The following is a 12,438-nucleotide window of genomic DNA, read 5'->3' on the forward strand; positions in this document are numbered from 1 at the left end:
GAATATTGAAGAAAAAAATACTTATTATATCAGGGTCTGTATTGATCAGTGCTGTGTTAGGAGTAGTTATAGTCTTTGGAAATAGTGCCATGAATATTGAGGAAGATCATTACTCTTATGATTCTGAGAGAAAAAAGCAACATGTTAATCATAGTGATGGCGGATTTACAATTCCTCTAGAAAGCTTAGAAGAAGAAATGTGGTTTGTTGATGCCGTCATTTATGGTACGGTATTAGAACAAGAGGAATCGTACGAACAAAATACAAATATCACCCCCAAAATTGATTTTAATTTTCCAGTCACTCCATCTACAGTTATGGTTAATGAAGTTATGTATGGTGATATTGGAAAAGATAAGATTACCTTTTTACAGCATGGTTCAATTTTGGAGCAAATTGGTGCTAGTAAGTTAGTAAACGAAGGAGAAGAATATATTTTATTATTAATGAAAACGACATGGGGCGACTATTGGCCCTATCATGATGAAAAAGGGATATGGAAAGTGGAAGAAGGACGAGTTTCGTATGTAGGGACAGACGAACATTTAGCACATTTGCAGAACCTTACAGTTGAAGAGTTTAGTAAGGTTGTCAGAGATGCAGGACAAAATAAAAAGAAACCAGCTTCTGTTGTTGAATAGCTTCAATGAATCATAGACCTGGAATCGTTGAAGAAGTCTACTGGAAGGGATTTATTCCCGTTAAGTAGGCTTCTTTTCTTGTTCTAGCCCTTAGCTCCCCAGCATAGATATAGAAGCAAATAAGAGCAGACAAGCCGTGCTGTGAAGGAGGACAAGCGAATGAACATATGGCAAATGGTGTTGATTGGAGTAGGAGCTTTCATTATGGTGATGATGACACAGGTTAAAGCCGGCCCTATACGCTGGATAGGCAGACGCATGATTGAGATTACTCTTGGGGCTCTTGCTTTGTTTGTCATTAACCTTTTTGCTGGAGGGTACGGTTTTCAGATCCCGCTTAATCTAATCACCGTGGCCATGGCAGGGCTATTAGGGGTACCTGGAATTTTGGGACTCGTTTGCATCAAGCTATTTATCCTTTGATTGGTTCTTGACCAAGCCTCCTTATTCTTGTAATCTTAAGTCAAAAATGTGAAAAAATTGACCAGGAATATAGTGGCGTAAAGGAGGAAGGACGGATGCTCCCCAAAAAAATTCTTCATGCTCTTGAACAAAGAGAAGACATTGGCCAAAGAGTATTATCTCAGGTGGCTGGTGTCAATGAATCAACCATTTCTAGATACCTGCATGGGTATGAAGAGTTAAATTTTGAATCAGCTCTAAAAATCGTCAAGCTACTATTTCCTGACCAAGAAAAAGAGCTGATGCAGGAGTATGTACTCACTCAAAAATCCAGAAATGCAAGATATGCTCTCGAATATTGTACCATGAATCGCCTACCGGCACATTGTGAGCAAATCATAGACATATTGGCCAGCTCAAGTAACCCGATCGATAAAGAGTGGGCCACCTTATATCGTTTTACACGTATACAAAATCAGCAGCAGCTTCATCCTCTAGAGCTTCTAAAGCAAATTGAGATCTTTAATCCTAAGCAGCTAGAGGTACAAATTCTAAAAACGATTATTAAAGCGTATATTTTTGTTGAGCTTAACGATTATCAGAGCTTAAAGCTATACATGAAAGACATTGAAATAAGCATTGCTAACGTTAAAAGCTCCTTTATGCAAAACTGCTTGAACATTCGCGTAGGCTTAATTATGAATTATGCTACTCTTTATGGGAATGATATACCTAAGGCAAGACACTACAGTCACTTAGTGATCAACCAACATTATTTTCCACATGTGAAAGCTTTAGCGTTTCATCATTTAGGTCATTCCTACCTATTTGAGGATTATAAGAAGGCTAATCAGTATCTTAGCTTAGCGTACAAATCCTTCATCGAAAATAACAATGAGACACTTGCCTACTCCTCTCAGCTCACCCTTTCCTTTATTCAGTCCTATTGGAGAATCGAGAGAGATTTCCCTTTTGAGCTTAAAGGACATAAGGAAAAGACAGAATATATTTATTATTTAATTCAGCTTAGGGAAACAGACCAGGCCAAACAAGTCATGGACGAGATAGATGTCAAAGATTTGTCTAACTGGAGCAAAGGCTTCTATTACTACTTTCAAGGGTTGTTAAGTGGAGAAAAGGATGCTTTCTACCATTCCGTTGATTATTTTAGAAGGGCTGGTGACGCGTTCCATAGAAGGCTACCGATTGATGAGCTTAAGCGAATGAATGAAAATGCCATTCTTATTAAAATTTTTTCAAACTAGGAGTAGATCATGTGAAGCAATCAGTGAAAAAATGGATAGCGGGCTACACGGTACTAGCAGGAATATGTTTATTTGCTGGAACGGTATCAGCTGAGCCTAACTCTGTCGTTAATCCTACCATCATGAACAATTTACAACAGTTAGCCTATCAACAAAATAATGATTTTGTATAATCCTTAAAGAAAGAATCGTAGCTTTTCCTATTATAAGGAGCGTAGCAGCCTATGAAAAAGCACAATAAAAGCTCTTTATTTAATCAGTATGTGCGAGATCTATACGGAAAGCTTTCCACAGCCTCCTTGCGAGCTGCTTCCACTTCTGCCAATCAACAGTCTGTAGCTCATTCCTTCGTAGCGGATTTGAAGGACGAAGATAAGAGACTTGTGCAACAGATTAAAGATCAAACGAGCTTGCATAATGTCAATAACGTGTCTAGGACAAAAGCTTATTTGAGCGTATATCTCCAATACCCTGAAATTCATTGGTCTCTTCTAGCTCATGCTGTTTCTAGAAATGCAGGCTGGAATATGACTGACCTGAAAGGGGAAATGCTCCCCAGGCTACTGACCCAAAAGGATAGTCTATTTTATTTCCAACTATTAGAGCGCTGTAACTGGCTTATATTTCAGGATGCATATCCTCAGCTTTTACTTTATGAGGAAAGCAAACGAAGAAATCAAGCATTGTTTCACCTTCTCCCCCATTTCCATGTTTCTTCCTTCATGCAGATTGTCTGGCCCTGGTTTTGGAAGCTATCCAGACAATCTGCCAGCGCCTACCTTTCCAAGCTATTAGCGTTTGCACTCATCCATAATGAGCAGAATTATATTGAACATCGAGTGGTCCAAGATTCTTTTTATCAATCTCATGTCCTACACAAATTTACTTTTCTGCTCCAATCCTTTCTTCATTTTAATCACGTTTATTTTCCCTGTGCGTCAAAACAACCTTCAAGTGTTGAACATCCTTCAGCTGGTCATCAGGGAATAAGGGTGCAATCTGCTCCGCATAGATTAGCAGGAGCCATCCTAAGGGACTTCACACAGATCAAAGAGCGAATAGCTGTAGGCAAAACATTATATACAATCCTTTTTGAACGAGTTGATGTTAGCAAAGACATTCAATCTTGGCTGCGACAAACAAATCATACGGGTTCACGCTCTGATTACTGGCCACATCTTTTTACAGCTACCCAGCTGGATGCAATTGCTTATGCCCCCTATCATTTTCACTTAAAAAAGAACAAATTACATGCTCATATGCCCCTTATATTCAGCCCTAAACTCGAACAGGTATGGAAGGATCAAACACATAATCCAGCAGAAAGAGGAGATTGGTATAAGGGTGATGTTAAAAAATCTTGGTTTGCCTCGAAAAAAGACCAACCCTTTGATATGACCAATGAGTGTTTTTTTGCATTAAATAGAATAGAAGCTGCTATCGTTGTAAAAGAAAAGCTAACTCCTTCGTCCAAGATACAGTGGGTAGGTATGAAAAAGCGCAAAGAAGCTAATACTTTTAGCAACAAGAGAGTAAAAGGAGGACGTCAAGAGCGATGAAACAGGTAAAAAGAGCCGCACATTCAGGTCATATACCCCCTACCGATCCGTTGGTATCATGTATCGTGTGCTCTACACCAAGTGAATTAGGCATCCATATCGGAGATCAATTTATCTGTCAGCGCTGTGAAGCTGAGATGGTTCTTACAGATGTTACAGATGAAAAATATCCGTTTTTTATCAAACAAATGAAGAAGATATGGTTAAAAGAAAATGCGTAAGCGAAGAGTAGAAGGACCATGGTAAAATAAACAGAGAGCAGCTACATTGCCTCTGTTTTTTGTTTGTACTATCAGAATTTATAAGCTTAAAGGTAGATAGTATATATGATACATAGTGAGGTGCCAAAGCGATGAAAGTAAATAGAGCTCCCATCATGGAAGGACTTTTAGAATTTAACCAGCAAGACCCTGTTCGATTTCATGTACCTGGGCATAAGGGTCAGGCTATTCTATCAGCAGAACATAAACCCTATTTTGCTCCGATGCTTCGCTTAGATGTGACAGAAGTAGGAGAGCTGGATGATCTTCATCACCCGCAGGGAATGATTGCCGAAGCACAGCGTTTAGCGGCAGAAGCCTTCTTTGCTGATCAGAGCTACTTTTTAGTGAATGGAAGTACTGTAGGAAATATGGCGATGCTGTTTGCCGTGCTAGAGCGTGGCGATCAGGTGCTTGTCCAGAGAAATAGTCATAAATCTGTTTTTAATTCCCTAGCTCTACTAGAAGTAGAGGCTGTTTTAATAGAGCCCACAATCTGTCCTACTTTTCATGTACCTATAGGCTTAACGAAGCTAGAGGTGAAAGCTGCTTTGGAGCTATACCCCCAAGCAAAAGCCATCATGCTAACCTCGCCTAATTATTATGGCATGATCCCACCAGAGCTGTCCCCTATCATCCAGCTTTGCCAGGAGCATGATTGCATCGTTCTAGTGGATGAGGCACACGGTGCCCATTTCGGTCAACACCCTTCTCTTCCCCCTTCTGGAATGCAGCTAGGAGCGGATGCTAGTGTGCAGTCTACACACAAGATGCTTAGCTCGATGACGATGACCTCCATGCTTCATATTCAAGGGAACCGCGTGGAGCGGGAGGATGTGGAGTACTATTTGGCCAGCCTACAATCTAGTAGCCCTTCCTATCCGTTATTAGCGTCTCTTGATTTAGCCCGAAATTTCGTTCAAAACCTGTCTTCGTCCGACTGGGAGAACATGCTACAGAACATACTTGAATTACGGCAGAAGCTAAGTGAAATTCCTGGTGTCATCCTATCCCCAGTAGAGCGAAAGGACGGGCAGTATACGTCTGATCCTTTTAAATTGACTATTCAGCTCGAACAGAGTCTCTCTGGTTATGGATTGCGGGATCTGTTAGAGGAAGAGCAAATTTACGTAGAGCTAGCCGATTCACATAACATATTACTCACCCTCCCCCTACAATCGGAGGAAGAGTGGAAGACAAGACTGGTGCAAGCATTGAAGCGGATCGTCCAAGAGAATAGATATAATAAAGAAAGTAGACATAAGCTAACTAAAGAAATCGAGGGAACGAAGGAAAAGAGCTCAAAGAAAGAGAGTTTACAACTAGAAGGGGAGCTTGTTTACGGTAAGAAAAAGATTAAAACCCTACAAATAAGGAAATATAAAAAGAAAGATGTAGAAATCATTTCCTTAGACCGCGCCGTAGATAGACGAGCAGCTGAGATGCTGATTCCTTATCCACCAGGGATTCCGATCTGTTTACCAAATGAGCTGATCACGGAGGAGCTGCTTGAGGACATTTATCGCCTGCAGCAGCAGGGAGCTTATTTTCAAGGAAAACCAGTAGATTTCAACAGCCTACTAGTCGTTAAGCAGGGAATCCAGTATAATGAATGAACAGAGTAAAACAGATTAATGATCGTGTGCTAAAACTTAGGCAGAGAGGATTTTGAACGTTGCGTGGATTGTTTATTACCTTTGAAGGACCTGATGGCTCAGGAAAATCAACTCAGCTTCAACGAATGGCTAGCTACCTTAACGCTCAGCTGTATGATGTGTTAACGACCCGTGAACCAGGTGGAACAGCCATCAGTGATCAGATTCGTCGGATCGTGCTAGACCCTGAACACCCAGAAATGGCTGAACAGACAGAGGTTTTGCTTTATGCCGCCTCACGCGCTCAGCACGTACAGGAGAAGATTAAGCCAGCCCTGGAACAAGGGAAGATGGTTCTTTGTGACAGGTTTGTCGATGCCAGCATCGCTTACCAAGGCTTTGGACTAGGCTTCGGAGAGCAGACTGTTCAGCAGATTAATGATTTTGCCACAGGCGGTTTAACACCAGATCGGACATACATGATTGATGTAGCCCCGGAGCTGAGCCGAGAGAGAATGAATACTAGAACGACCCAAGAGTTTACTCAGGAGCTCGATCGAATCGAGCAGAAGGAGCTGGAGTACCACGCCAGAGTACGCCAAGGCTTTCAAACGTTAGCAAAGCAGCATCAACGAATCATGCTTATTGACGGAAATCAATCGATTGAAAGCATCCATCAGCTCATTGTCCAGGATTTACTAAACCTTATAAAAGCAAGGACAGACTCACATTCATAATATGATATTAATCTAACATTTTAGGAGGTGCGTGTTTTATGAAATTGATCATCGCTGTTGTTCAGGATAAGGATAGCAACCGTTTATCTAACGCTTTAGTGAAGGCTGAATTTCGCGCTACAAAGCTAGCTAGTACAGGAGGATTTTTAAAGGCGGGGAACTCTACCTTTTTAATTGGAGTAGATGATGATAAGACGGATGCCGTTTTGGAAATTATTAAACTAAATTGTCAATCGCGCGAGCAATTAGTTGCTCCTGTTTCACCAATGGGAGGAAATGCGGACTCCTATGTACCATATCCCGTTGAGATTCAGGTAGGGGGGGCCACTGTTTTTATTGTCCCTGTCGAACAGTTTGAACAATTTTAAGGGTGATATCATGTCTTTACCAACGGAAATAATAAATGAACAGCATGACAGACTGAAGCAATGGGTCAGTCGTATCCTACGGAAGGATCGGCTGGCTCATGCGTATCTTTTTGTTGGAAGAAGTGGGTCAGGGAAGAAGGAGCTAGCTTTGTATATGACACAGGCTCTTTTCTGCCCTTCAGCAACGGCTCAAACAGAATTTACTCCATGTAGACATTGTGTGGAATGTAAACGGATTGAGCATGGTAATCATCCAGATATTCATTGGCTTGCTCCAGACGGGTCAAGCCTAAAGATCGAACAGATACGTGAGCTCCAAAGGGAATTCTCCTATCGTGGTGTAGAAACACAAAAAAAAGTGTACATTATTGAGCATATTGATCGAATGACAACCCAAGCGGCGAACAGTCTGCTAAAATTTTTAGAAGAGCCCTATTCCGGGACGTTAGCTTTGCTGCTAACGGAGCAAAAGCAGCGCCTACTGCCAACTATTATTTCTCGATGCCAGGAGCTGAAATTCCCTCCTCCTTCTCCAAAACAGCTCATTCATCGGCTACATGAAACCTACCCTCTACCTTTAGCAAGCTGTGCGGCCCATATCACGGCTGATTTGGAAAAAGCTTCTCATTTGTGTGAAGCCGAATGGTTTGCAGAGATAAGAAGCTTAATGATACAATTATTGCAGGAAGAGACTGGCTTCTCCTTACACCAAGGTTTTGCTCTTATCCAGGATAGATGGTTACCTTTAACTAAGGAAAGAGATCAGCTGGATATAAGCTTAGAGCTACTACTCCTATGGTACCAAGATTTATTGTACAGCAAGGTTGGTCTAGAGGATCAATTCGTATATATTGATCAGACAGAACGTCTGAAGAAGCGAGCCATGTATCTGTCCAAAGAAAAAATAGCTGAGGGGATCGAGCATATTTTAGGGGCGAAAAAGCGCCTCCATGCTCATGTGAATCCACAGCTGCTTCTGGAGCAGTTACTGATTCGTTTACAGGAGGGATAGAATAAGATGTTTCAAGTGGTGGGGGTCCGCTTTAAAAAAGCGGGGAAGATTTATTACTTTGACCCTGAGCTTTTGCCTATACAGAAGGATCAGTTTGTGATCGTGGAAACGTCTAGAGGTATAGAATACGGTAGAGCCGTAACAGAAGTAAAGCAGGTAGACGACGGGGACGTTGTTCTGCCTTTGAAGAAAGTGCTACGTATGGCCAATGAAAAGGATAAGCTGCAGGTAGACGAAAATAAATTTGCGGCGAAGGAAGCGTTTCAGGTTTGCCTAGAGAAGATCCATAATCATGAACTGGATATGAAGCTGGTAGACGTTGAATACACATTTGATCGAAACAAAGTCATTTTTTATTTTACAGCAGAAGGACGTGTTGATTTCCGAGAGCTAGTGAAGGATTTGGCCTCCATCTTCCGTACGAGAATTGAGCTGAGGCAGATCGGGGTTCGTGATGAAGCGAAGATGCTTGGTGGAATCGGGCCCTGTGGGCGAGTTCTGTGCTGCTCTTCCTTTTTGGGGGATTTTGAGCCCGTTTCAATTAAAATGGCTAAGGATCAAAACCTATCCTTAAACCCGGCAAAAATCTCAGGTCTATGTGGACGCTTAATGTGTTGCTTGAAATATGAAAATGATCAATATGAATCGGCGATTCGAGATCTTCCAGACCTAGGTGAACAAGCAGAAACTTCCTTAGGACGAGGGAAGGTAGTCGGACTAAATCTTCTCGAACGGATGGTTCAGATTGAACTGACAAACCCAGATCGTGTTGTTGAGTTTACCGTTGATGAGCTCATCGTTGGTCACCAGAATGCAGAAACGCTTGAGGAGACAAGCTATATAGAAGAATAGATCTCCTGACGGGAGTGGACAGTATGGACAAAAAAGCATTGTTTGAACACGTCTCTCACCTAGAGAATCAAATTGGCGAATTGTATAAGGAATTAGGCACATTAAAGCAGCATATCACCCAGCTTCTAGAGGAAAACCACGAATTGCTGGTTGAGAATGGTCATTTGCGCACACGCTTAGAGGAGGAGATTATTCCTCAGCAAATGGACAGCCCAGCAGAAGTAAAAGGGAATCCTTCGCCAGAGAAGGACGCTCAGGCGCTCCGAGTTGGAGAGGGCTACGATAACCTAGCTAGGTTGTATCAGGAGGGTTTCCATATCTGCAATTTACATTACGGAAGTATACGTAAAGAAGGAGACTGCTTGTTTTGTCTCTCCTTCTTAAATAAGTAGAGAGAGTCTGTTTTACAGGCTCTTTTTTGCACTTTAAATGATGAATGGAAACCTGAATGGAAACCAAAATGAATATAACACAGGATTATACCGCCAAACTATACATAAAGAAAGTAAGGGATTAGAAGTATGTCTGATGAAAAATGGTTACAGCCCAAGGAGCGTATAGACTTTTTACATGAAGAAGCACTGAAGATTATCCAGAGTAAGGATGTTTTTTCCTTTTCCATGGACGCGGTCCTACTAGCTAAGTTTGCTTACGTACCGATTCAAAAGGGAAGGTTAATTGATCTATGCTCTGGAAATGGTGTGATTCCCCTGTTCCTAAGCCAGCGAACAAAAGGTCAGATTGAGGCTGTGGAAATTCAAGAACGCTTGTATGATATGGCTAGTCGAAGTGTTCAAATGAACGGGCTAGAGGATCGTATCAAGCTCCACCATATGGATCTAAAGGAAGCTCCAACACGTTTAGGTTATGGTCAATTTGATGTAGTCACATGCAACCCTCCTTACATGCCCGTACAAACGGGGAAGCAACACGACAACCTGCACTATGCCATTGCTCGACATGAACTGATGTGCACGTTAGAGGATGTAATCCGTGTCTCTAGCCAGTTAGTAAGACAAGGAGGGCGAGTGGCTTTGGTTCACAGGCCAAATCGATTAGTGGATATCCTAACTTTGATGCGCCAATATCGAATAGAGCCTAAGCGCTTACGATTTATTCATCCAAAGGCAGATAAGGAAGCGAATATGCTACTGATTGAAGGTATGAAGGATGGTCAGCCTGATTTAAAGCTTATGCCAGCGCTTGTAGCCTATACAGAAAACAATACGTATACCCCGGAAATGGAACGTTTATATAGTGGTGAACTAATGGAGATGATGGGATGAAGCACTATGTTTATATGCTAAGGTGTAAGGATCATAGCTTGTACACCGGATATACAACAGATGTGCAGAGACGTCTTAAAAGGCATGAGGAAGGCAAGGGTGCCAAATATACTAGAGGCAGAGGACCTTTTGAGATTGTCTACGTAGAGGAGTGTGGAGACAAATCCTATGCCCTTCAAAGAGAGGCAGCTATTAAAAAGCTTTCAACCAATCACAAGAAAAAGTTAATCGAGCAAACCCTGCAGGATGAGCATAACGAGCTTCCGGAACAACGTGAGCAAAGGAAACAGCAGGAACTCTCGGAATCTACGCTATTTACGTCGCTTCGAACGAGAAGGGAGGAGGGGTAAGCATGTGGTCTCAGTCAAGCTATAAGAAGAAAGCGAACGATGAAAAACAAGACTCTATGACAGAGCAAGGAACGCTCTTTTTGGTACCAACACCCATAGGGAACCTAGAGGACATCACCTATAGAGCCCTAGAAATATTAAAAAATGTTGATTACATAGCGGCAGAGGATACCCGTCATACGAAAAAGCTGTTGCATTACTTTGAGATATCCAAACCAATGATAAGCTATCATGAACATAACAAACTACAAAGTGGCGAGAAAATTCTGCGTGATTTGGAGAACGGTCAAAAGGTTGCTCTTGTGACAGATGCGGGGATGCCAGGTATTTCTGACCCAGGGGCAGATATCGTAAAAGAAGCTGTTAGACAGCAGATCAACGTTGTTTCACTCCCTGGAGCTAATGCGGCTTTGACAGCGTTAGTAGCGTCAGGAGTAGAAACAGATCAGTTTTTGTTTATCGGATTCCTTGATCGACATAAAAAAAGGAAAATAGAACAGCTAGAGCTCATCAAGACAGAGCCCTACACCTTAATTTTTTATGAAGCTCCCCATCGCATCAAGGAAACTGTAGCTGCTATACATCATGTTTTTGGTGATCGACAAGTGGCCTTAGCACGGGAATTAAGCAAAAAGCATGAGGAGTATGTACGGGGAACAACGACCGAATTAGCCGAGTATGTTCAGCATCACGAGCTAAAAGGAGAGATCTGCCTCATCGTGACGGGAGCTGACCCAGCAGCCATAGAAGCAGAAAAAGAAGCCCTATGGTGGGAGAGTTTAAGTGTAAAACAGCATGTTGAATCCTATATCGAGAAAGGGCAATCCTCCAAGGAAGCAATCAAACAAGTTGCTCAGGAACGCAATGTACCCAAACGAGACGTTTACCAAAGCTACCATGTAGAAGAATAATTTTTTTGAATGAAATCCTACACCTATTAAATAGGCGCAAGTAAAAGCAAAAAACCCTTAAGAGTTACGGATGAAACAAAGCGATAAGCTTTAGAAGCATCGTACCTTGAGGGTTATACTTGGTTCTTCTCCATTTAACCGGTTAAACAAGCTGAGGATAAACCAATATATTTGCTTTCTAGAAATTAAGATGAATGCTTTTTAGCGTAGCTTTCAATCGTAGGTAATAAAGACTGAACAGCTTCAGGGCTAAGGATTAGCTTACCATCGTTAAGAACAAGATTGTCTTCGCTAATATGTCCAGTAACCATGCATGCCATTCTAGGCTCGTATTTTCTTAAGATGATTTTTTCTCCGTCAACATAAATTTCTAAAGCATCTTTTTCTGCAATGCCAAGTGTACGACGAAGCTCGATAGGGATAACTACTCTTCCTAACTCGTCAACCTTACGTACAATACCAGTACTTTTTAACATAATTTCATTTCTCCTCTCAAAGTGTTCATATTTGTACCTTTTTTGATTTTCTAGATCGCCAAATTTCGACATCTTGCTACCCACATAATACCAACAAATAGTCTAACTAGTCAATCACTTTTTTTACAGAAAAAGGTCATCGACAACAAAATAGTATAAAATTCGACAAATTTCTTTCTCATATTACTCGGAAACTATTTCGAAAAACAAAAGGTTTTAATGGGGGAGGTATTTATTTTTGGTACAAATTAACTATATGGTTGAAGATAAAGTAGACTGTAGCTCCTAACTAAAGTCTCCCTAAGCTTGACAAAACCCTTGATACTTAGGTATATTTTCCTTTAAGAAAGAGCAAACCTATGGTAAAGGTCCTTTTATTTTATACATTTGCATACTCAATGAACAGATAAGTACATGATAGCCATTTAACACAGAGAGCCGGGGGAGCTGAAAACCGGTGTAAATGAATCAGGGAAAATGGTCTGGGAGAGTTAGTTGTCGAGACGAGCTATCGTTAAGGCTTCTACGTTACTCTGCGTTAAGGAGACAGTCTATGACTGAATGAGCCTGCTTTTGTGAAAAAGCAGGGAATTTGGGTGGTAACACGAGTCAACTCTCGTCCCAGTAGGGATGAGAGTTTTTTTGTGCTTGGCGATTATCTTCTAAGTGCTAGACTAGGTTACTTCTTCTGAAGCGATTCAAATGAGGCTTTTCTTAAATTTTA

Annotated in this window: 16 protein-coding genes and 1 other annotated feature; of the genes, 15 read left to right on the forward strand and 1 reads right to left on the reverse strand. The window is 41.5% G+C overall.

The genetic code is table 11. The features are described 5' to 3' along the window. Positions 1-5: 5 nt before the first annotated feature. From J2S11_RS16995 to rsmI, 15 genes are all read left to right on the forward strand, one after another. On the forward strand, positions 6-641 hold the full coding sequence (locus tag J2S11_RS16995) for a hypothetical protein (RefSeq protein ID WP_307396549.1): 636 nt from the start codon (positions 6-8) through the stop codon (positions 639-641). A gap of 159 nt (positions 642-800) precedes the next feature. Continuing rightward, positions 801-1,064, forward strand: coding sequence for a pro-sigmaK processing inhibitor BofA family protein (locus J2S11_RS17000; RefSeq protein ID WP_307396551.1), 264 nt, complete (start codon positions 801-803; stop codon positions 1,062-1,064). A gap of 95 nt (positions 1,065-1,159) precedes the next feature. After that, positions 1,160-2,308, forward strand: a complete 1,149-nt coding sequence (locus tag J2S11_RS17005) for an AimR family lysis-lysogeny pheromone receptor (RefSeq protein WP_307396553.1) — start codon at positions 1,160-1,162, stop codon at positions 2,306-2,308. Positions 2,309-2,319: 11 nt separating this feature from the next. Beyond that, positions 2,320-2,481 (forward strand): hypothetical protein, encoded by a 162-nt coding sequence (locus J2S11_RS17010; protein WP_307396555.1) that lies wholly within the window; start codon positions 2,320-2,322, stop codon positions 2,479-2,481. A gap of 51 nt (positions 2,482-2,532) precedes the next feature. Further along, a complete protein-coding gene (locus J2S11_RS17015) occupies positions 2,533-3,867 on the forward strand; it encodes a DUF2515 family protein (protein ID WP_307396557.1) in 1,335 nt (444 codons plus the stop codon). Next, a complete protein-coding gene (locus J2S11_RS17020) occupies positions 3,864-4,088 on the forward strand; it encodes a sigma factor G inhibitor Gin (protein WP_307396559.1) in 225 nt (74 codons plus the stop codon). The genes J2S11_RS17015 and J2S11_RS17020 overlap by 4 nt, the downstream gene beginning before the upstream one ends. A gap of 131 nt (positions 4,089-4,219) precedes the next feature. Then, positions 4,220-5,743, forward strand: coding sequence for an aminotransferase class I/II-fold pyridoxal phosphate-dependent enzyme (locus J2S11_RS17025; RefSeq protein WP_307396561.1), 1,524 nt, complete (start codon positions 4,220-4,222; stop codon positions 5,741-5,743). A 59-nt stretch (positions 5,744-5,802) separates the two neighbouring features. Beyond that, positions 5,803-6,459, forward strand: coding sequence for a dTMP kinase (tmk, locus tag J2S11_RS17030; RefSeq protein WP_307396563.1), 657 nt, complete (start codon positions 5,803-5,805; stop codon positions 6,457-6,459). A 38-nt stretch (positions 6,460-6,497) separates the two neighbouring features. Then, on the forward strand, positions 6,498-6,827 hold the full coding sequence (locus tag J2S11_RS17035) for a cyclic-di-AMP receptor (protein ID WP_307396565.1): 330 nt from the start codon (positions 6,498-6,500) through the stop codon (positions 6,825-6,827). A 10-nt stretch (positions 6,828-6,837) separates the two neighbouring features. After that, a complete protein-coding gene (gene holB, locus J2S11_RS17040; protein WP_307396567.1) occupies positions 6,838-7,839 on the forward strand; it encodes a DNA polymerase III subunit delta' in 1,002 nt (333 codons plus the stop codon). A 6-nt stretch (positions 7,840-7,845) separates the two neighbouring features. Then, positions 7,846-8,691, forward strand: coding sequence for a PSP1 domain-containing protein (locus J2S11_RS17045; protein WP_307396569.1), 846 nt, complete (start codon positions 7,846-7,848; stop codon positions 8,689-8,691). Positions 8,692-8,714: 23 nt separating this feature from the next. Continuing rightward, positions 8,715-9,083 (forward strand): DNA replication initiation control protein YabA, encoded by a 369-nt coding sequence (yabA, locus tag J2S11_RS17050; RefSeq protein ID WP_307396571.1) that lies wholly within the window; start codon positions 8,715-8,717, stop codon positions 9,081-9,083. 129 nt (positions 9,084-9,212) lie between these two features. Then, complete coding sequence (locus J2S11_RS17055) at positions 9,213-9,977, forward strand: tRNA1(Val) (adenine(37)-N6)-methyltransferase (protein WP_307396573.1); 765 nt, start codon at positions 9,213-9,215, stop codon at positions 9,975-9,977. Further along, positions 9,974-10,327 (forward strand): GIY-YIG nuclease family protein, encoded by a 354-nt coding sequence (locus J2S11_RS17060; protein WP_307396575.1) that lies wholly within the window; start codon positions 9,974-9,976, stop codon positions 10,325-10,327. Before J2S11_RS17055 ends, J2S11_RS17060 begins: the two co-directional genes overlap by 4 nt. Before the next feature lie 2 nt (positions 10,328-10,329). Beyond that, positions 10,330-11,238 (forward strand): 16S rRNA (cytidine(1402)-2'-O)-methyltransferase, encoded by a 909-nt coding sequence (rsmI, locus tag J2S11_RS17065; protein ID WP_370875557.1) that lies wholly within the window; start codon positions 10,330-10,332, stop codon positions 11,236-11,238. A gap of 185 nt (positions 11,239-11,423) precedes the next feature. Here the strand turns inward: rsmI and J2S11_RS17070 are convergent, their stop codons facing one another. Then, positions 11,424-11,714, reverse strand: coding sequence for an AbrB/MazE/SpoVT family DNA-binding domain-containing protein (locus tag J2S11_RS17070; protein ID WP_307396577.1), 291 nt, complete (start codon positions 11,712-11,714; stop codon positions 11,424-11,426). A gap of 389 nt (positions 11,715-12,103) precedes the next feature. After that, positions 12,104-12,341: a binding site (T-box leader), on the forward strand. The last annotated feature ends 97 nt before the right edge of the window (positions 12,342-12,438 follow it).

The organism is Bacillus horti (genome assembly GCF_030813115.1).
GTDB lineage: Bacteria > Bacillota > Bacilli > Caldalkalibacillales > JCM-10596 > Bacillus_CH > Bacillus_CH horti.